Annotated in this window: 20 protein-coding genes; all 20 read right to left on the reverse strand. The window is 29.4% G+C overall.

Going from position 1 to position 20,323, the window contains the following annotated elements; translation table 11 throughout:
* Positions 1 to 220: 220 nt before the first annotated feature.
* On the reverse strand, positions 221 to 925 hold the full coding sequence (locus tag psyc5s11_RS20425; RefSeq protein ID WP_224034318.1) for a ClpP family protease: 705 nt from the start codon (positions 923 to 925) through the stop codon (positions 221 to 223).
* A 57-nt stretch (positions 926 to 982) separates the two neighbouring features.
* Complete coding sequence (dapG, locus tag psyc5s11_RS20430) at positions 983 to 2,179, reverse strand: aspartate kinase (protein WP_224034319.1); 1,197 nt, start codon at positions 2,177 to 2,179, stop codon at positions 983 to 985.
* A 15-nt stretch (positions 2,180 to 2,194) separates the two neighbouring features.
* Positions 2,195 to 2,476, reverse strand: a complete 282-nt coding sequence (locus psyc5s11_RS20435) for a YlmC/YmxH family sporulation protein (RefSeq protein WP_224034320.1) — start codon at positions 2,474 to 2,476, stop codon at positions 2,195 to 2,197.
* A 67-nt stretch (positions 2,477 to 2,543) separates the two neighbouring features.
* Entirely contained in the window at positions 2,544 to 3,848 is a 1,305-nt protein-coding gene (locus psyc5s11_RS20440) for a M16 family metallopeptidase (RefSeq protein ID WP_224034321.1), read from the reverse strand.
* A 205-nt stretch (positions 3,849 to 4,053) separates the two neighbouring features.
* Complete coding sequence (locus tag psyc5s11_RS20445) at positions 4,054 to 6,159, reverse strand: polyribonucleotide nucleotidyltransferase (protein WP_224034322.1); 2,106 nt, start codon at positions 6,157 to 6,159, stop codon at positions 4,054 to 4,056.
* A gap of 181 nt (positions 6,160 to 6,340) precedes the next feature.
* Positions 6,341 to 6,604, reverse strand: coding sequence for a 30S ribosomal protein S15 (rpsO, locus tag psyc5s11_RS20450; RefSeq protein WP_224034323.1), 264 nt, complete (start codon positions 6,602 to 6,604; stop codon positions 6,341 to 6,343).
* A 116-nt stretch (positions 6,605 to 6,720) separates the two neighbouring features.
* Positions 6,721 to 7,656, reverse strand: coding sequence for a bifunctional riboflavin kinase/FAD synthetase (locus psyc5s11_RS20455; RefSeq protein ID WP_224034324.1), 936 nt, complete (start codon positions 7,654 to 7,656; stop codon positions 6,721 to 6,723).
* A gap of 61 nt (positions 7,657 to 7,717) precedes the next feature.
* Positions 7,718 to 8,593 (reverse strand): tRNA pseudouridine(55) synthase TruB, encoded by an 876-nt coding sequence (gene truB / locus psyc5s11_RS20460; protein WP_224038239.1) that lies wholly within the window; start codon positions 8,591 to 8,593, stop codon positions 7,718 to 7,720.
* A gap of 72 nt (positions 8,594 to 8,665) precedes the next feature.
* Complete coding sequence (locus psyc5s11_RS20465; RefSeq protein ID WP_224034325.1) at positions 8,666 to 9,643, reverse strand: DHH family phosphoesterase; 978 nt, start codon at positions 9,641 to 9,643, stop codon at positions 8,666 to 8,668.
* Positions 9,643 to 9,993, reverse strand: coding sequence for a 30S ribosome-binding factor RbfA (gene rbfA / locus psyc5s11_RS20470; protein ID WP_224034326.1), 351 nt, complete (start codon positions 9,991 to 9,993; stop codon positions 9,643 to 9,645). Before rbfA ends, psyc5s11_RS20465 begins: the two co-directional genes overlap by 1 nt.
* Positions 9,994 to 10,009: 16 nt before the next feature.
* Positions 10,010 to 12,091, reverse strand: a complete 2,082-nt coding sequence (gene infB / locus psyc5s11_RS20475; protein WP_224034327.1) for a translation initiation factor IF-2 — start codon at positions 12,089 to 12,091, stop codon at positions 10,010 to 10,012.
* Positions 12,092 to 12,117: 26 nt separating this feature from the next.
* The gene (locus psyc5s11_RS20480) at positions 12,118 to 12,429 is read right to left on the reverse strand and encodes a ribosomal L7Ae/L30e/S12e/Gadd45 family protein (RefSeq protein WP_224034328.1); all 312 of its coding nucleotides are present in this window, start codon (positions 12,427 to 12,429) and stop codon (positions 12,118 to 12,120) included.
* The gene (gene rnpM, locus psyc5s11_RS20485) at positions 12,422 to 12,688 is read right to left on the reverse strand and encodes an RNase P modulator RnpM (RefSeq protein WP_224034329.1); all 267 of its coding nucleotides are present in this window, start codon (positions 12,686 to 12,688) and stop codon (positions 12,422 to 12,424) included. The genes psyc5s11_RS20480 and rnpM overlap by 8 nt, the downstream gene beginning before the upstream one ends.
* A 13-nt stretch (positions 12,689 to 12,701) precedes the next feature.
* On the reverse strand, positions 12,702 to 13,895 hold the full coding sequence (nusA, locus tag psyc5s11_RS20490; RefSeq protein ID WP_224034330.1) for a transcription termination factor NusA: 1,194 nt from the start codon (positions 13,893 to 13,895) through the stop codon (positions 12,702 to 12,704).
* Positions 13,896 to 13,911: 16 nt separating this feature from the next.
* On the reverse strand, positions 13,912 to 14,373 hold the full coding sequence (rimP, locus tag psyc5s11_RS20495) for a ribosome maturation factor RimP (RefSeq protein ID WP_224034331.1): 462 nt from the start codon (positions 14,371 to 14,373) through the stop codon (positions 13,912 to 13,914).
* 271 nt (positions 14,374 to 14,644) lie between these two features.
* Positions 14,645 to 15,694: a flavodoxin-dependent (E)-4-hydroxy-3-methylbut-2-enyl-diphosphate synthase gene (gene ispG / locus psyc5s11_RS20500; RefSeq protein ID WP_224034332.1), complete on the reverse strand. Its 1,050-nt coding sequence runs from the start codon at positions 15,692 to 15,694 to the stop codon at positions 14,645 to 14,647.
* 286 nt (positions 15,695 to 15,980) lie between these two features.
* Positions 15,981 to 16,985: a M50 family metallopeptidase gene (locus psyc5s11_RS20505; RefSeq protein WP_224038240.1), complete on the reverse strand. Its 1,005-nt coding sequence runs from the start codon at positions 16,983 to 16,985 to the stop codon at positions 15,981 to 15,983.
* Between the two features lie 33 nt (positions 16,986 to 17,018).
* Positions 17,019 to 18,182: a 1-deoxy-D-xylulose-5-phosphate reductoisomerase gene (gene dxr, locus psyc5s11_RS20510; protein ID WP_224034333.1), complete on the reverse strand. Its 1,164-nt coding sequence runs from the start codon at positions 18,180 to 18,182 to the stop codon at positions 17,019 to 17,021.
* Positions 18,183 to 18,405: 223 nt separating this feature from the next.
* Entirely contained in the window at positions 18,406 to 19,374 is a 969-nt protein-coding gene (locus psyc5s11_RS20515) for an AI-2E family transporter (RefSeq protein WP_224034334.1), read from the reverse strand.
* A gap of 142 nt (positions 19,375 to 19,516) precedes the next feature.
* Positions 19,517 to 20,311, reverse strand: coding sequence for a phosphatidate cytidylyltransferase (locus psyc5s11_RS20520; protein ID WP_224034335.1), 795 nt, complete (start codon positions 20,309 to 20,311; stop codon positions 19,517 to 19,519).
* Between the last annotated feature and the right edge of the window lie 12 nt (positions 20,312 to 20,323).

Raw genomic sequence — 20,323 nt, forward strand, 5'->3', positions numbered from 1 at the left:
TAGAGCATCTGTAAATCTCCTTCTTATTCAAGCGGAAGATAACAGCTGCATGCTTCTGGACTAGGTGCCCCTTGATGGTATAAGTCCAACTAAATTCACCTGGAGTATAAAACACCACCTAAAAAGTCTCACTTTATAAAAATCAAACATCTATTCTCCTATAATAAGATAACACTAAAAACAAAAATCGGCTATAGATTTTTTTCTATAGCCGGCATTTCTATTTTTCTATAAGTTCATTAAGTTTATCTATAGCCTCGTGTATCCCTCCAACTTGATCAATTAATCCGCAATCTACTGCCTGTTTTCCAATTAACATTGTTCCAACATCATTTAGTAAATCATCTGTTTGCAGCATAAGTTTTTCTAAAGTGTCTTGCTTAATATTAGATGTCCTTACTATAAATTCATTTATTCTATCTTGCATTTTTTTAAAATATTCAAATGTTTGAGATACTCCAATCACAAATCCATTCATTCTCACCGGATGAACTATCATGGTTGCAGATGGAGTTATAAACGAAAAATCTGAAGATGTTGCAAGAGGCACACCTATAGAGTGTCCTCCTCCAATCACTATAGAAACTGTAGCTTTGGACATACTGCTAATCATTTCAGATATAGCAAGACCCGCCTCTACATCGCCCCCAACAGTATTTAATACTATAAGTAATCCCTTAACGTCTTCATTTTGTTCAATATCTATTAATTGTGGAATAATGTGCTCATATTTTGTAGTTTTTGTTTGTGGCGGAAGTACTGAGTGCCCTTCTATTTGACCTATAATAGATAAAACTTGAATTTTCCTATTCGGATTTGCTAAACCTGTATTTCCTAGTTCCTTCACATTATCTATTTTATCTTTTACTTCTGATTTATTATTTTCATTTTCTGAATCTTCACTATTTAAAATATTTTTATACATAAAATAATTCCTCCTATACTCTTTTATTTTGTACAGTAGGAAATATTTTATTCATAATTAAAGCTTAAAAGTTTTATGTAAAACATTTATTGCATCTTTTTCGTTTTTAGAGTGAACCAAGCACCAAATCGTCATATGTGAATCTGCTGTTTGCAATACTTCTATATTATTATCGCTTAAGGCCTTTATAATCTTTGCCATAACACCTGGTATGCCCTTCATTTTTGATCCAATAACAGCCACTTTACTGCAATCTTCTATTAGATCATAACTCAAACTAGCGGTATCTAAAATATCTTCTAAAACATCTTTGTCATTTTGATTTATAGTAAAAATTTGTTCGCTTGGAAATATATTTATTAGATCCAAACTAATTTTATTTGCAGCAACTAAGTCTAAGACATTTTTATATTTAATATTGCCTTCATTTTCAGAAGCTTTAATAGAAACTTGAATTCTATTTTTTTGGCTAGTAATTCCAGTCATAATTCTATCTTTACTTTTATCCCCAAAATTATTTATTAAGGTGCCTTTACAGCTACTCATAGTGTTTTTAATCAATATAGGAACATTACCTTCCATAGCAACTTCTACAGCTTTAGGATGTATTACAGTGGCACCTTTATCAGCTAGTTGAAATACTTCATTGTAACTTATCACATCAATTAGATTGGCGTTTTCAACTATTCTTGGGTCAGCTGTCATAATTCCATCTACATCAGTATATATTTCAATAGCAGAAGCCTTAAGTGCAACTCCTAAGATAGAAGCTGAAGTATCACTTCCACCTCTACCGAGTGTAGTCAAATATCCACTTTCACTAATTCCTTGAAATCCTGTTATTACAGGAACTCTTCCTTGAGATACTAATTCTAAAATCTTCTTTGGATTAACTTCAGTACACGTAGCATTTGTGAAATTATTATCAGTTAGTATACCTGCTTGCCCGCCAGTAAGTGGCATAGCATCAATTCCTGCACTATATAAATCACTGCTCATAACAACTGAGCTTATAGTCTCTCCGCAGCACATAATCAGATCCTTTGCTAATTTATTTGTATTTTTGAATTTATCATCTACTAATGATAGCAATGTATCTGTAGCATAAGGCTCCCCCATCCTACCCATGGCAGACACTACTAGAACAGGACTATATCCTTCTTTAATAGCATTTTTAACTTTTTCAATAACTTTCGTTCTACTTTCATGTGTTGAAACTGAAGTTCCTCCAAATTTTTGTACAACTATTTTCATTGCATTTCCTCCTAATTATAGTTTTACCTTTTTAATCACATCATCATCTGCATCTAATATAATAGTTTTAGCCCCAATCTTTTTTACACACTCCCATGGAATTTCTAAAAAATCCTTACTACTAAATAGATTGAATTTCCCACCACTTAAATTAACTATTAGATATTTAAAGTTTCCTTCTTCATCTATTATTAAATCGTTATTTAATAAATAATCATATTTTTCTCCATCGTTGATGTTTATCAGTTCATATCTTTCTATATCACTTAAGTATTTAATTTTACTTTCTTCACTCATAACAAAAACCTCCTTTTAGTACTCATAAAATAATATGAGAAAAGGAGGTGTATTATTACATATTTCTTTATAAATTAATCTTATTATTATTCGAATTATCATAAGCTTTACTATTCTTTAAAATTATAGAGTCTAATTTAGCATATTCAACATCCTGCCCAACATAAGCTGTATTTAGAACTCCTTTTTTAAAGCATTTATCTAAAACATATTGAATATTATCTTTATTTATATCATCTATCTTTTTTATAACTTCTTCTTGAGTTTTTATCTTATTTCTAAAAAGATATGTTTTTGCATTTGCAAACATTCTTGAACTAGTACTTTCTAATCCTAAAATATAATTAGCTTTAATCTTTTCCTTATTTATTTCAAGTTGTTTATCAGTTATTCCATTTTTACTAAATAAAGAAATTTCTTTATCTATAACTTCTAAAGCTTTTTCTCCATAATTTCTATTTAAACCTGCATATATATTTAATGTACCTACACCTTGAAATGGTTGTAAATATGATGTTATTGAATAACATAGCCCTAATTCTTCTCTTACCTTTTGAAAAAGAATTGATGAAGCTCCACTTCCAAATATGTTATTAAGAAGTACTAATGCATAATTATTTTCATCTCCATAAGGTAATCCTTCTAATCCTAACGAAATATGTAGTTGTTCAATTTCTTTTTTTGCATATGCAGAATCAACTTGTATTATTGTTTCACTATATTCTGGTTTATACTCATTTTTACTTTCCCAAGAACCAAAATATTCATTAATTAAATCTTCCAATTCTTTATCATCAAATTTACCACAAACTGATATTACAGAGTTATAAGGCGTATATTTCTCACTAATAAAATTTAATATTTTTTCTCTAGTAAATGATTTCACGAGTGGTATAGTTCCAAGGATAGGGTATCCGAGTGATCCTTCTCCAAAGGAAGCTTTAGAATGTATATCATCTAGTACATCTTCTGGTGAATCATCACCCATATTAATTTCTTCAATTACTACGCCTTTTTCTTTTTCTATTTCTTCTGGATCAAACTTTGCATTTAATATTATATCTGAAAGTACATCCAATGATAAATCTAAATGGGTATTTAATGCTTTAATATAATAGCACGTAGCTTCTTTACTTGTAAAAGCATTAATTTGTCCACCTACATTTTCTATTTCTTCCATAATTCCCTTTGAAGTTCTTTTATCAGTTCCTTTAAAAAACATATGCTCAATGAAATGTGATATTCCATTAACTTCTATACTTTCATTTCTCGAACCATTTTGAACCATTACTCCAACACTAATAGAATTTAAATGTTCTATTTTTTCGGTTACCACTCTTAATCCATTTTTAAGGGTATATGTATTATACATGTTATATTTGCCCTCCTTGTTAGTTATGCATATGAAAAAAATACCAAATCAGCATGCTAGTCTATTTCCAGCTATACTTCATCAGTATATTTACCTAATAGTTCACTATAAGGCAAGCATACTTCCTTGTCTAGCTGGAAATATACATCGCATCATAGACTTACTATTTTCTTTAATATGCCTAAAAAAGGCAATTAATTGCCCTTTATTTAGCTTCTTTATTTTCTTGTTCTTCTAAAGCATCTTTTCTTGAAAGATTTATTCTACCTTGGTTATCAACTTCTGTAACCTTAACTAAAATTTCATCTCCAATTGATACTACATCTTCTACTTTATTTACTCTTTCTTTAGCTAACTTAGAAATATGAACTAAGCCTTCTTTTCCAGGTAAAATTTCAACAAATGCTCCAAATGTAGTTATCTTAGTAACTTTTCCCAAATAAACTTCTCCAGCTTTAAACTCTTTAGTTAAAGCTTCTATTATTTTAAGAGCTTTTGTAACACCTTCGTGGTCAGTTGAACTTACAAATACAGTTCCATCTTCTTTTATGTCAATTTTAACGCCTGTATCTTGTATTATCTTGTTTATAACCTTACCACCAGCTCCAATTACATCTCTTATCTTATCTGGATTTATGCTCATTGTTTGAGTCTTTGGTGCATATAATGAAACATCTTCTCTAGGAGATGCCATACATTCATTTATTTTATCAATTATAGTAAGTCTTGCTTTTCTTGCATCGCGAATTGCATTTTCTACTACATTAAAACTAAATCCATGAAGCTTAGTATCCACTTGAATTGATGTTATACCTTCTGTTGTTCCTGCTACCTTAAAGTCCATATCTCCGAAGAAATCTTCTATTCCTTGAATATCAGTTATTACCGCTTCTTCTGATAGATCATCTGATGTTATTAATCCCATTGCAATACCTGCAACTGGTCTTTTAAGAGGTACACCTGCATCTAATAATGCTAATGTCGAACCACAAACTGATGCTTGAGAAGTTGATCCATTTGAACTTAAAACTTCTGATACTAATCTAATAGTATATGGGAATTCTTCTTCTGATGGAAGCAGCGGTAAAAGAGCTCTTTCTGCTAATGCTCCATGACCAATTTCACGTCTACCAGGTCCTCTTAAAGGTTTTACTTCTCCAACACTATATCCTGGGAAGTTGTAATGATGCATATATCTTTTAGATTTTGCTTCATCTATTCCATCTAATATTTGAATTTCGCTAATTGATCCAAGTGTTGCAACAGTCATTACTTGAGTTAATCCTCTTGTAAATAATCCTGTACCATGTGTTCTAGGTAAAATTCCTACTTCGCAAGCCAAAGGTCTAACTTGGTCAAATGCTCTTCCATCAGGTCTTCTCTTATCCTTTAAAAGCATGTTTCTTACAACTTTCTTTTGCATTGTATAAAGAACTTCTTTTATATCCCCTGATTTATCAGCATATTTTTCACCGAATTCTGCTTTAACTTTTTCATTTACTGCATCTATAGCTGCATTTCTTGGATCCTTATCCATGATATACATTGCTTCTTTAACCATATCTTGAGCAAATTCTTTAATATCTTTTTCAAGTTCTGCATCTACAGTATATAATACTGGTACATCCTTTGTCTTTCCAAATTTAGCTACAGCTTCTTCTTGGAATGCAATAATCTTTTGACATTCATCAAAACCATATTTAATAGCATCTATCATAGTATCTTCTGGTATTTCGTTTCCACCAGCTTCAACCATCATTACTCTTTCTTTTGTAGTACATACTGTTAAAAAAAGAGTACTCTTCCCACGTGCTTCAGTATCTGGATTTACAACAAATTTACCATCTATAATTCCCACTTGCACTGCAGCAGCTGGAATTGTGTATGGAATACTTGAAAGACATAATGCAAGTGACGCTGCATTAATTGCTAATATTTCAGGTAAATTGTCATTTTCAACAGATACTATTGTATTAACTACTTGAACATCATTTCTGTATCCGTGAGGAAATAGAGGTCTTAGAGTTCTATCAACAGCTCTACCATTTAATATAGCTCTTTCTGACGGTCTAGCTTCTCTCTTAATAAATCCACCTGGAATTTTACCTACTGCATATAATCTTTCTTCATATTCAACGCTTAGAGGAAAGAAATCTATTCCTTGTCGTGGTTGTTCTGATGCATTAACATTAGTTAAAATTACTGTGTCTCCATAGCTAGTAAATGTTGCTGCGTTTGATAACATACCTACTTTTCCGAATTCAACTTTCAATACTCTTCCAGCGATTTCAGTCGTTAGAACGTTATTCATAATTTTGACCTCCCTTTAGGTTCATCTATTTATTATAATTTTTTAAATATTAAAATGTAACATGTTCTTGATTGCACTTCGTGCTTTTTCTATAGGTGAAATGTTCGAAATTGTTCTACTCACTCTTTCCATAGGTGTTTATTTTTTAAAATAATAGAGCGGAAAAACTCCGCTCTAAAAATTATCTTCTTAATCCTAATTCTTTGATTAAAGTTCTGTATCTTTCGATATCTTGATCACTTAAATAGTTTAAAAGACCTCTTCTTTGTCCTACCATCATTAATAGTCCTCTTCTTGAATGATGATCTTTCTTATGAACTTTTAAATGTTCAGTTAAAGATTTGATTCTTTCAGTAAGTAATGCTACTTGAACTTCTGGAGAACCAGTATCTCCTTCACTTCTTCCAAATTGTTTGATTAATTCTAATTTTCTTGCCTTATCCATTATAAGTGCACCTCCGTGTATTATATTATCCCCCAGTTCCAAGTAAAAAGATGGCACCTTAAAACTTAGAAGTAGGTTCCATGTGTTATTATATCAAAAGTAACTATTATTGTAAACTATATTATTAAACTCGACATGTAATTCTCATTTTTTGCAAAAGATTTGTCTTTTTCAAGCTGATTTTTTAATTCTTCTACGCTATTAAATTTTTTCATATCTCGAATTTTTTTTATAAAATTTATGTCAATTTTTTCTCCATAAATGTTTTTATTATAGTCTAAAATATATGTTTCTATTGTTAATTTTTCACCTTGTACAGTAGGATTGTTTCCTACTGATGTAATTCCTTTATATATATTATTATTCACCTTTATATTGGTATAATATACACCAACTTTAGGTAAAATAAATTTTTCATTATATTTTAAGTTTGCTGTTGGAAATCCTATAGTTCTTCCAATCTTCTTTCCGTTAATAACTTCCCCACTTAATGCATATGGTAAGCTAAGCATTTTACTAGCCTCTAAAACATCTCCATCTTCTAAAGATTTTCTTATTCTAGTGCTGCTTATAACTTGTGTTTTATATGTACATGGCTCCATAACACATAATTCATATCCATACTTATTTTGTAGTTTTTTCAGCAGTTCTATATTACCTAAGTTTTTGTATCCAAATTTATAATTAAAACCTACAACAAATCCTTTTACATTATACTTAATCACTAAAAACTCCACAAATTCTTCCGGTGTCATTTTCATAAATTCAAGATTAAATTCCTGAAAACAAACTATATCTACTTTGTAAGTTGTTAAAATTTCAACTTTTCTATCATTATCCATCAAAAGTTTAGTTACATGCTCTTTATTTATAAAGGTTTTAGGATGATTTTTAAATGTAAAAACCATGCTTTTACCGTTATTCTTCTTAGCAATCTCTACCACTTTATATATTAAAGAAAGATGCCCAATATGAAGTCCATCAAAACTTCCAAGCGCTATATAATTATTAAATTTTTGAATATCTTTTAAATCTTTATTTATAATAATCATGTCTTCACTCCCAAATTAAGGCATCTAAAAAAGTAATTAGGTATATGCAAATCAAATATGCTTAAAGCAACAATTTTTCAATTTTAAAGCCCTCATCATCTTGTTTTCCAATACCTATGAAAATTTCTTCACTATCATATACTCTATATAAAACATTTTTTTCGCATCTTTCATTTGTTAGCCGCCTATCAAAAACTTTAACTCCATTCACTAACAATTTAGTAAACGAACTATTTACAGTGATTTTAGGATAAAACGAAAGAGCCTCTTCAATAGTTATTATATATTCTTGTATATTTTCTTCAGTTAAATTTTCTATATTAACACTATTTTCCTGTGTAAAAATAGATGTCTCCGATCTATTCAGCTCTGCCATAGTTCCGCCTACATTCAACTTTTCACCAATATCGTAACATAAACTTCTTATGTATGTTCCTTTTGAACAAGCTACTTTCATGTATACATAAGGTAAATCAATTTCCAAATTAGATATATTATATATATTAATTCTTCTAGCTTCTCTTTCTATTTCAATACCTTGTCTAGCTAAGTCATAAAGTCTTACTCCATTTTTTTTAAGTGCAGAATACATTGGTGGAACTTGATCATATTCTCCAATAAAAGATAATACAACATCTGAAACTTCATCTTCTGTAAGATGTTCTGTGTTCTTTCTTTCTACTACGTCACCTTCTAAATCATATGTAGTTGTTTTTGTTCCAAGTAATAATTTAACATCATATACTTTTTTACTATTCATAATATAATCTATAGTTTTTGTAGCTTTCCCGAGACAAACTGGAAGAACTCCAGTTGCTTCAGGATCTAAAGTTCCAGTATGTCCAACTTTTTTTTCATGAGCTAAAAATTTAATTTTTCTAACTACATCAAAAGAAGTCATTCCTTTATTTTTAAATACATTTAATACTCCATTTATATGTGAAGTTTCTTTTTTCATAATTAAAGCTCCTATCCCCTTTTTTAATAGGTGAAGTTTTTATTTCTTCTTTCATAGGTGCATTTCTTCTTTGAGTGCATTTAATAATTTTTCTTTTGCTTCTATAATATCTACACCTTTTAGCATAACTCCAGCAGCCTTTATATGACCACCACCACCATACACTTCGGCGACTTTCCTTACATCTACATTGTTCTTAGATCTTAAACTTCCTTTAACACCATCTTTTACTTCTTTTAGAAGCATAGAAACTTCTACACCTTTAATTCCAAGTCCAACTGAACTTAGGTCTGAAGTATCAGTATTTATTAGATTAAAATCTTCCAGCATTCCTTTTGGTATTTGAAGGACTGCTACCTTGTTGTCTAAAACAAGCTCTATATTAGATAAAACACTTCCCATTAATTTCACTTTATTAAAAGGCTTATTATCAAAAAGACTAGTATGAACCTTGCTATTATCAACTCCAAGTTCAATAAGTTTGGATGCTATCTCATGAGTTCTACTTGTAACATTTGAATGTCTAAAGGAACCTGTATCTGTTACAATCCCAGTATAAACTGCACTTCCTATAGCTATTTCAATATCAGTTTTATTATTAAATTCAATTCCAAGTTCCTTTATTAATAAATATGATATCTCACATGTAGCAGCTGCATTTACATCTACATAATTAATAAATCCATACTTTTCATTAGAAATATGATGATCTATATTAATTATCTTTCCATTATAATTATCTAAATCTGCAGATATTCTGTCAGCATTACCACAATCTAATACTATTACTAAATCAGTATTCATTTTAGGTCCTGGTGTATTGCCATCAATCTCATTAGATAAAGAAAGGAAAGAGAAGTTATCAGAAATAACATCTCTTGATATAATATAAGAATCCTTTCCTAAATATCTAAGTGCATTTAAAAGTGCTAATATGCTCCCTATAGCATCTCCATCTGGAGATGCATGAAATGATAATCCAATTCTTTTTGATTTTAAAATTTCTTCTTTTATAGCCTTAAAATTCATTATTCTTTACTTATCTTGTGAATTAATTCATCCATATGCATACCATAGTTTATAGAATCATCTAATTCAAAAATTATTTCTGGGGTGTGTCTTAAATTTACTTTTTGACCTATTGCTTTTCTTACGAACCCACTTGAACGCTTTAATGCCTCAAGATTACTTTTCTTTTCTTCATCATCTTTAGTGAATATACTTACATAAACCTTAGCATATCTTAAGTCTTTAGTAACTTGAACATCAGTAACTGAAATCATAGCTGTAAGTCTTGGATCTTTAATTTCATTTTGAATTAAATTACTAATTTCTCTTTTATACTCTTCGTTAATTCTTCCACCTCTATAATTAGCCATGTTTACTTCACCTCTTTTAAAGTTCTTTTCTCTTAATTGCTTCCATCATAAAGCATTCAACGATGTCGCCCTCTTTAATATTATTGAATTTATCTACAGTTAAACCACATTCATATCCGGCATTTACTTCTTTTGCATCATCTTTAAATCTCTTAAGTGATGATAATGTTGATTCAAAAATTACTATTCCATCTCTTATAACTCTTACTTCTGCATTTCTTTGAAGCTTACCATTTAATACGTAACATCCTGCTATTGTTCCAACATTTGAAATCTTATATATTGATCTTATTTCTGCAGAACCTAATATAACTTCTCTGTATATTGGATCAAGCATTCCTATCATAGCTGCTTTAACATCATCAATTGCATCATAGATAATTCTATAGTTCTTAACATCTACACCATCTCTGTCTGCTTGGAATGCTGCATTATTATCAGGTCTTACATTAAACCCTATAACTATTGCATTAGAAGCATTTGCAAGTGTTATATCTGTTTCAGTTATAGCTCCAACACCACCATGAATAACTCTTACCTTTACATCATCAGTAGAAAGTTTTTCTAATGATTGCTTAATAGCTTCAACAGAACCTTGAACGTCTGCTTTTACTATTATAGCAAGTTCTTTAACACTACCTTCTTTAATTTGGTTATATAAGTCTTCTAATGAAACTCTATGATTTGCAAGTAAAGTTTCTGCTTTTAAGTTGCTTTTTCTGCTCTCAGCCATATTTCTAGCAGTTTTTTCGTCTTTTACTTGATTAAATCTATCTCCTGCTTCTGGCACTTCTGAAAGTCCTAAAACTTCTACTGGAATTGATGGACCTGCAGATTTAATGTTTTTACCAGTATCATCAAACATAGCTCTTATTCTACCATATGTAGAGCCAACTGCAATTGAATCTCCAACTCTTAAAGTTCCATTTTGAATTAATAAACTAGCAACTGAACCTCTACCTTTATCAAGTTTAGCTTCAATTACAGTTCCTCTTGCTCTTCTATTTTCATTAGCTTTAAGTTCAAGCATTTCTGCTGAAAGAAGAACCATTTCAAGTAACTTATCAATATTTAAATTTTGTTTTGCAGATACTTCTACACTTATAGTATCTCCGCCCCAATCTTCTGTAAGCAATCCACGATCTGCTAATTCTTGTTTAACTCTATCAATATTAGCGCCTGGTTTATCAATTTTATTTATTGCAACTACTATTGGAACTCCGGCAGCTTTACAGTGATCAATAGCTTCTTTAGTTTGTGGCATAATTCCATCATCAGCTGCTACAACTAATATAACAATATCTGTGATTTGTGCTCCTCTAGCTCTCATTGCTGTGAAAGCTTCATGACCTGGAGTATCTAAGAAAGTTATTTCTTCTCCATTTAATGTAATAGTATAAGCTCCTATATGTTGAGTTATCCCGCCTGCTTCTGAATCAGTAACCTTTGCTTTTCTTATACAATCAAGTAGTGATGTCTTACCGTGGTCAACGTGACCCATAACAGTTACAATTGGTGGTCTCTTTTGAAGATCTTCTTCATCATCTTCTTCGATTTCCAAAACTTCTAACTCTTGGCTTTCTTCTTTCTTTTCAACAATAACTTGATATTCAACACATACTTTTTTTGCTGTTTCGAAATCTACTTCTTGATTTACTCCCGCCATAACTCCTGAAAACATCAATGTTCTTATTACATCATTTGTAGGTTTCTCTAGCTTTTCAGCTAATTCCTTAACTGTTATGCTTTCACCTATTTCTATTACTCTAGCATCTTCCATACTTTTCTCAGCTTCAATTTTTAAAGCTTCTTCTTCTTCTTCTCTTCTAGTTTTTTTCTTTTTTCTACTTACATTGTTAAGTTGTTCCGCTAATTCATCTTCATATACGTCAACGATGCTCTTTGAAGTTTCAGTTTTTACCACTGAATTTTCTGCTCTTTCTGCTAATAATTCCTTTATTAATATAGCATCATCATCTTCAATTGTACTCATATGATTTTTTGCTTCTATATTAAATTCTTCCATTAATATAGTTATTAATTCCTTTGACTCGATGTTTAATTCTTTTGCTAATTCATGCACTCTTATTTTTGACATGCAGTCACCCCCATATTATTATCTACTCATATATTTTTTTCCTCCTCGTATAACGACAACATTTTTTTTGCTATATCGTTATCCAGTATTCCAAGTAGCATAATTTCTTTACGCCCAATTGGAGTTCCTAGTTCCTCTTTCGAGAAATCTTCAATATATGGTATATTTTTTTCTATACAATGTTTTTTAAATTTATCCTTAGATTTATCTGATAAATCATTAGATATTATAAACATATAGATTTTAGTTTTATTTCTATAATCATCACATTTACTATATCCTTCAAGCAAATTCCCTGATTTTTTTGCAATACTTAAAAAGTTGAAAAACTTATTCATTATTAACTTCATCCTTTAGTTTATCATAAATTTCTTCACTTATAGGAATTTCCAAGTTTCTACTAAGTCTTTTTGTTTTAAATGCTTTTTCGAAGCATTCTATGTTTTTGCAAATGTATGCGCCTCTTCCCGATTTTTTACCAGTTAAATCGACACAAACATCTTCTTCTGGAGTTTTCACTATTCTAATTAATTCTTTCTTTGGTTTCATTTCCATGCAACCTGTGCACATTCTTAAAGGAATTTTCTTAACCTTCATGAAAAGCACCTCACTATTCTTCTATTTTTTCAATTGAAGCATCTTCATTTGAATCATCAACTTCAATATCATCTGAAATTTCTAATTCACTTAAGTCCGTAGTATTTTCATTTTCTATTTCTACTTCAGTGTTTAGAATTCTTTCTTCTTCTGCATCTTGAGCATCTTTTTGAGTTTTATTCTTAATATCTATCTTCCAATTTGTAAGTTTAGCTGCAAGTCTTACATTTTGACCTTCTTTACCAATTGCTAGTGATAGTTGATTATCATCTACAACAACCTTGCAAGTTTTGTTATCTTCATTAACTACTACTTCTAAAACTTTTGCTGGACTTAATGAATTAGCTATAAATTCTTCTGGCTTTTTACTCCATTTTATTATATCTATCTTTTCATTTTTAAGTTCATTAACTATACTTTGTACTCTTGCTCCTTTAGGTCCTACACAAGCTCCCATTGGATCTACTTCTTCATTGTTAGAATATACAGCTATTTTACTTCTTGAACCTGCTTCTCTTGAAATATTCTTAATTTCAACTACGCCTTCAAAAATTTCTGGTACTTCAAGTTCAAATAATCTTTTAACTAATCCTGGATGTGTTCTTGAAACATGTATTTGAGGACCCTTTGTTCCATTCTTAACTTCAACTATATATAGTTTTAACCTTTCATTGAAATTATATTCCTCATTTGGAATTTGTTCATTAGGGCCTATTATACCTTCTAATTTTCCTAAATTAACAAAAACGATACCTTTGTCTTTTCTTAGTATAATTCCTGTAATTATATCAAATTCCTTTTCTTTATATTCATCATATATTATATTTCTTTCAGCTTCTTTAATTCTTTGAGTAACAACTTGCTTTGCAAGTTGAGCTGCAACTCTTCCAAAGTTTTTTGGAGTCACCTCTATGTTTATAATATCATCAACTTCATTTCTAGGACTTAATTCTTTTGCATCCTCAAGTGAAATTTCTGTTACATCATCATATACCTCATCTACTACTGTTTTCTGAGCATAGACATGTATTTCTCCCGTTTCTCTGTCCATATTTACTTTTACATTTTGCGCATTTGTATTAGCATTAGCATAATTTTTCTTATATGCTGCAACCATTGCATCTTGAATTGTTGTAAAAAGTAACTCTTCTGAAATCCCCTTTTCTTTAATTAATTCTTTAAGAGCACCTACAAACTCTTCATTCATTTTTATACCCTCCTTGCTATATTTCCCCTTCTAAATTTGCAAATTTTATTTTATCTTTTGGAATTTTAACTTCTGTTTCTGCGTCTATTACTATAGCGTCTTCTAAAACATCCTTTAATATTCCCTTTACACTTTTGGTTTCATTAATTGAGCTAGTAAGCTTAACTAATACTTCTTTTCCTATAACCATTTTAAAATGTTCTTCTTTATATAAGCCTCTATTAAGACCTGGTGAAGAAACTTCTAAGAAATATGCATCCTTAATTGGATCTTCAACATCTAAAATTTCACTAACTCTTCTTGAAACTGCTACACAATCATCTAATGATATTCTATCATCTTTTTTATCTATATATATTCTTAAATAAAATTCTCCATTTTCCTTTATATATTCCACATAATATAATTCATACAATAATTCTGAAATAATAGGTTCAATTAGTTCTTCGATTTTTTCAATCAATGCATTCTTTTTCAATTTTCTAACCCTCACTTTCATCATTTAAAAACACCTAGCTTAAGCTTATCTTATGCATTTTTAAAATTTGTAATCAAAAACGCAACTATCTTAGATTAGTTGCGTTACAAACAGAAAGAGCGGGTAACTTTCCCACTCCTTTTTTCTAGCTATTAGAAATAAATCTACTTACATGATATCACAAATATTTTTACAATACAAGGAATATTTAAATTTAGTTAACAATTAACAGTTGAGTTTTTGAAAGCCTTTGGCTTTCTTTAAATATTAATTATAGTTTATCTATTTCTTCCATAAGAGCATCAACTAAGTCTTCTTCTTTTACCTTCTTTATAACTTTGCCATTTTTAAAAATGATTCCTTCTCCGATGCCGCCAGCAATTCCAATATCAGCTTCTCTAGCTTCTCCCGGTCCATTTACAACGCATCCCATAACTGCAACTTTTATATCTTTCTTGTAAGTTTCTAATCTTTTTTCAACTTCTTCTGCAATCTTTATCAAATTTATTTGAGTTCTTCCGCAAGTGGGACAAGATACGAATTCAACACCTTTTTTCTTTAATCCAAGAGTCTTTAAAATTTCAATCCCAACCTTTATTTCATGAATTGGGTCAGTCGTTAGCGATACTCTTATAGTATCTCCTATTCCTTCTGCAAGAAGTGTTCCAATTCCTATACTTGATTTAATTGTTCCTCTTTGAATAGTTCCGGCTTCTGTAACTCCTAAATGAAGAGGATAATCACATCTTCCAGCTATTAATCTATAACAATCTATCATCATAGATACATTAGATGACTTTATTGATATGACAATCTCATGAAAATCTAAATCCTCTAAAATTTTAACATGTCTGAGTGCACTTTCAACTAATCCTTCTGCTGTTGGCATACCATACTTTTCTAAAATATCTTTTTCTAAAGATCCAGAATTAACACCAATTCTTATGGGTATTTGTTTTTCCACACAAGCCTCTTTAAGAATTTTAATTCTATCTATGCTTCCTATATTACCAGGATTTATTCTAAGAGCTGAAACTCCATTTTCAATTGCTTTTAAAGCTAACTTATAATCAAAATGTATATCTGCAACTACTGGAATAGGTGATTTCTTTGTTATTTCTCTTAAACCTTCCGCATCATCCATATCTAGTACTGCACATCTTATAATATCGCAGCCTGCATCATATAACTTTTTTATTTGTTCTAATGTATCATCTATATTTTTAGTCTGAGTTGTAGTCATTGATTGTACTGTAATAGGGGCATCTCCCCCAACATATATATTTCCAACTTTAATCTTCTTTGAAATTCTTCTTTTCATATTTCCTCCACCTATCCTATTGCTTAGATTAACAAGATACATTTTATAATTAATAAAAATATTTTTTTACATTTCCAATTTAACTATTAGAAATGTACTTATATCATCAATCAAAATATTCTATTTCATTAAATTTACTAGACTATAAAATTTAAATTTTGTATTACATCTTAGTAATTATATCTCTTCAAACACATAATTGTAAACTTATAAAATGGAAAATTCCTTAATAAAAATAGCTTGCTCACATAAAATTACACGTGTAAGCAAGCTATATAATCTTAAATTATTTAATGTTGACTGGAAATACAAAATCTTTTATAGTTACTAATATCATAAGTCCTATAAGCGCTGCAAATCCAGCATAATTTAATTTTTCAACTATCTTATCTGGGACTTTTCTTCTAGTTATTAATTCAATTAATAATATTACACACCAACCACCATCTAATGCTGGAAAAGGTAATAAATTAAATACTGCTAAATTTACGCTTAAAAATCCAACAAAATAGACTAAATTCCAAATCCCTGATTCTGCAGTTGCTGCTGACATTTTAATTATTGTAACAGGTCCACCCACATCGGTTTTAAGGTTTGCTTTCCCAGTAAATATCATTTTAAGCCCTTTAAAAGTTTGAGACACCAATGATGCTGTTTGATTTAAACTTTGCTTAAAACTAGTTCCCATACTTGGGTTTTCTACTTTTTCAGCAAAACCCATTCCTATTTTATATTGACCTTCATCATTAAGTTTAGGCGTTATAGCTATATCTTTCTTGTCACCATTTCTATCAACTAAAAAATTTATTGTTTCCCCCTTTGATAAATATATATCAGCCATTATATCATCAAATGAAAAAACTTTAGAATTTGCTATTTTTAAAATCTTATCACCGTTCATCAGTCCTGCTTCATATGCAGGTGATGCATTTTCTATGTTACCAGCAATTGTTGGTCTATATCCAAAATTGTATGTTATTGTAGTAAATATAGCTATTGCCAATAAATAATTCATAATAACTCCAGCTATAATTATGCTTATTCTTCTTAAAGGAGATTTAGCAGAAAAACTTCTTTCATCTTCAACAGCCTCTTCTTCTCCCATCATTTTTACATATCCACCTATTGGGAAAAGTCTCAAAGAATATTTCGTTTCTTTTCCTTGTTTTGAAAAAACATTTGGGCCCATTCCAATAGAAAATTCTTCAACCCTAACACCATTTAGTTTTGCTAATGTAAAATGCCCCAGTTCATGAACGATTATTAAAACTCCAAAGGCTAATATAGCCATAATTATATATAGTATATACAAAAAATTACCTCCTTAAAGTACTGATGTTTCTACAACATATTCTTTTACTCTTTTATCTAAATCAATAATATTTTCTAGTGTTAATTCGTTTTTAACTTCAGCCTTAAATAATTCCATACATTTTTCTATTATATCTGAAATTTCTAAAAATTTTATTTTCTTATCTAAAAATAACTCTACGGCTGCTTCATTAGCTCCATTTAAAATAGTTGGCATAAGTCCGCCTATTTTCCCAGCTTTAAATGATAAATTTAATGCCTTAAACGTATCTGAGTCTGGTTTTTCAAAAGTTAATTTTGATATTTCATAAAAATCTATTGTATCCGCAATAAGATTTCCTCTTTTTTCATAATTGAGAGCATATTGTATTGGCAATTTCATATCTTGTGCTCCAAGTTGTGCTATTATACTTCCATCAGTATATTCTACCATAGAATGTATTATACTTTGTGGATGTACTACAACTTGTATATTATCATAATCACAATTGAAAAGCCAATGTGCTTCTATTACTTCAAGTCCTTTATTCATAAGTGTTGCAGAATCTATAGAGATTTTTCTTCCCATATTCCACTTTGGGTGCTTTAGTGCATCCTCTACTTTTATTTCTTTTAATTCATCTATTATTTTCCCCCTAAAAGGGCCTCCTGATGCAGTTAAAATAACTTTTCTTAATGTATTTATATCATTTCCTCTTAAAGCTTGAAAGATAGCACTATGTTCTGAATCTACTGGAAGTATCTTTATATTATTTTCTTTCGCAGCTTTCATTACAATTTCCCCTGCAACAACTAAAGTTTCTTTATTAGCAAGGGCAATATCCTTTTTAGCTTTTATAGCCTTCATAGTAGGTCCCAATCCTATCATACCAACTACAGATGTCAATACTATGTCAATTTCATCTAAAGAGGCTATTTTATTAAGCCCTTCTATACCTTCTAAAACTTCAATTGCTTTATTTTGTTTTTTACAATAATTCTTTATTTCATAAGCACTTTTTAAATCCATCATAGCTACATAAAGAGGTTTAAACTCTTCTATTATTTCAATAACCTTTTCTACTGAAGTATTTGCGGTTATTCCTATTAATCCTAATTCTCCATTTGATTTTCTAATTACATCTAAAGTTTGAGTTCCTATGGAACCCGTAACCCCTAGTATAGAAAGTTTTCTCATTCTTTTTCCTCCTAAAATCCAAGCACAACAATCACCATAATTAATTCAATATATCTATAATCATATGAAAATTTGAATACATAAATCTCACTCAAAATTGTACATTTTAAGTTTGAATAAACTTTTATAAATTCCGAAGGAAAAGTGATGCTCCAAATCTTGTATTTGCATAGCAGAACTTTCTCTGTGAGCTTTTATCCTTCATTGTTAATTGTTAATTGAATTAATCTGTGCTATAAATTATTTCTTTTGCTAAAATACTATACATCGGTCCAACTAATATTCCTAAAATACCAAAGACCTCCACTCCAATATATATAGATAATAATATGACAAGAGGATGAATCTCTAATTTGTCACCTAAAAATTTAGCCTCTAATATCTCCCTAACGATTTGCACTAATATATATAAACATATAAGCCCAAATGCACAAAGAAAATTCTTCATTACAATATTGTATATTATAATCGGAATAAATACAATTATAGTTCCAACGTATGGCAAAATATCTAAAATACCGCATATCACACCAAGAGTAAAAAAATTAGGAATTTTAAGTATAACAAATCCAATTATAATTTCTAGAGTTGTAATTAGCACTAATATTCCTTCTATTACAATCATTTGAATAAAATTTTCCTTTTGATTTTTAAATTTTAGCATTATATCTTTCGGAAATAACATTGAAATTAATTCTAATATTCTTTGCTTATCAATTAATACAAAAAATGTACATATATTCCCTATAAAATAAGCTAGAATACTTTCTCCAGTACTTACTGCTCCTCTTCTTATATTTTGGTCATTAATTATAGAAATTACACTTCTCCCAATTTTTAAATTTTGAAAGTCTATATTTAGTGCAATAGAAATATCCTGAATTAATTTATTTATCACATCCAAATTTGTTAGATATAACTTTCTAACTACACTAATAATTTCGCTTCCTAAATATATTCCTATAAGAATTATAATAATATTAACAATTATTATACTTAAAACACCTGCAATTTTATTTGATATTTTTAATTTGAGCATAATTATATATATAGGTGTGCAAATTATAGTCATTAGAATCATAAATAAAAAAGGTTTAAAATAATATTTTATAAAAAACGTACCTATTACTATAAATATAAAGCATAACAAAAGCGAAAAAAGTTTTTTATATGTTTTAAAAATATTCTTCACCTCCCTGACTTGAATTAAAGTACAAATTTCCACCTTAAAAGTTTTACTTTATAGTATGTATATGCTTATTATATTTGCTTAAAAACTCCATAATTTAATTTACATAAAAAAATCGCAAATTTATAAATTTGCGATTATTTTCCTAAAGTTTTATTATAAAAGTTAAGTAATAAAAAACAACAGTTGCTGAGAATATTATACTATCAAATCTATCTAATATTCCTCCATGTCCTGGTATTAAATTACTATAGTCCTTAATTCCCACATATCTTTTTATTGAAGACGCAACTAAATCTCCAAATTGACCAAATATTCCGCACAAAGCACCTATTATAAAATAATTATATATTGGCATAATATTTATATATCTTTGTACTATAATTCCAAAAATTCCAGTAAAAATCGTCGCTCCTATAAGTCCCCCTATTGAACCTTCTATAGTTTTTTTAGGTGATACTCTAGGTGAAAGTTTATGTTTACCAAAAAATTTGCCACTATAAAAAGCTGCTGTGTCTGAAAGCCATGAACCAATAAATATAATCCAAATTAAAAATTCACCCGCTGGTTTTGCACTAACTAAATATACAAAACCAAATAAAATTCCGCAATATATAAATCCTAATAGTGTTAATGAAACATCAATAAACGTATATTCCGAATTTATAACTGGAAGTATTAATAATATAAATGCTGCTGCAACAATAACATACATCATTAGTTCAAAATTATTATTTAGAAGATAATATATTACCAAAAGAATATATCCCGCACTTCTTATTGGTTTGAAATTTTTCTCTTTTAGCGCATTATAAAATTCCCAAATTGCCACTATAGATAATGCAAATACAAAGCCTTTAAGATACATTCCTCCAAGAAAAACAAATATTATAAATGGAGCAATTATCGCAGCACCTAAATATCTATTATTAGACTTCAAAATCTAATCACT

The sequence above is a fragment of the Clostridium gelidum genome, assembly GCF_019977655.1.
In the GTDB taxonomy this organism is placed as follows: domain Bacteria; phylum Bacillota; class Clostridia; order Clostridiales; family Clostridiaceae; genus Clostridium; species Clostridium gelidum.

Bases quoted from the DNA above. Each gene is read 5' to 3' on its own strand.
- psyc5s11_RS20425 (WP_224034318.1), bottom strand. From the start codon at position 925: ATGTATAAAAATATTTTAAATAGTGAAGATTCAGAAAATGAAAATAAT.
- dapG (WP_224034319.1), bottom strand. From the start codon at position 2,179: ATGAAAATAGTTGTACAAAAATTTGGAGGAACTTCAGTTTCAACACAT.
- psyc5s11_RS20435 (WP_224034320.1), bottom strand. From the start codon at position 2,476: ATGAGTGAAGAAAGTAAAATTAAATACTTAAGTGATATAGAAAGATAT.
- psyc5s11_RS20440 (WP_224034321.1), bottom strand. From the start codon at position 3,848: ATGTATAATACATATACCCTTAAAAATGGATTAAGAGTGGTAACCGAA.
- psyc5s11_RS20445 (WP_224034322.1), bottom strand. From the start codon at position 6,159: ATGAATAACGTTCTAACGACTGAAATCGCTGGAAGAGTATTGAAAGTT.
- rpsO (WP_224034323.1), bottom strand. From the start codon at position 6,604: ATGGATAAGGCAAGAAAATTAGAATTAATCAAACAATTTGGAAGAAGT.
- psyc5s11_RS20455 (WP_224034324.1), bottom strand. From the start codon at position 7,656: ATGATTATTATAAATAAAGATTTAAAAGATATTCAAAAATTTAATAAT.
- psyc5s11_RS20465 (WP_224034325.1), bottom strand. From the start codon at position 9,643: ATGAATTTTAAGGCTATAAAAGAAGAAATTTTAAAATCAAAAAGAATT.
- rbfA (WP_224034326.1), bottom strand. From the start codon at position 9,993: ATGGCTAATTATAGAGGTGGAAGAATTAACGAAGAGTATAAAAGAGAA.
- infB (WP_224034327.1), bottom strand. From the start codon at position 12,091: ATGTCAAAAATAAGAGTGCATGAATTAGCAAAAGAATTAAACATCGAG.
- psyc5s11_RS20480 (WP_224034328.1), bottom strand. From the start codon at position 12,429: ATGAATAAGTTTTTCAACTTTTTAAGTATTGCAAAAAAATCAGGGAAT.
- rnpM (WP_224034329.1), bottom strand. From the start codon at position 12,688: ATGAAGGTTAAGAAAATTCCTTTAAGAATGTGCACAGGTTGCATGGAA.
- nusA (WP_224034330.1), bottom strand. From the start codon at position 13,895: ATGAATGAAGAGTTTGTAGGTGCTCTTAAAGAATTAATTAAAGAAAAG.
- ispG (WP_224034332.1), bottom strand. From the start codon at position 15,694: ATGAAAAGAAGAATTTCAAAGAAGATTAAAGTTGGAAATATATATGTT.
- psyc5s11_RS20505 (WP_224038240.1), bottom strand. From the start codon at position 16,985: ATGGCTATATTAGCCTTTGGAGTTTTAATAATCGTTCATGAACTGGGG.
- dxr (WP_224034333.1), bottom strand. From the start codon at position 18,182: ATGAGAAAACTTTCTATACTAGGGGTTACGGGTTCCATAGGAACTCAA.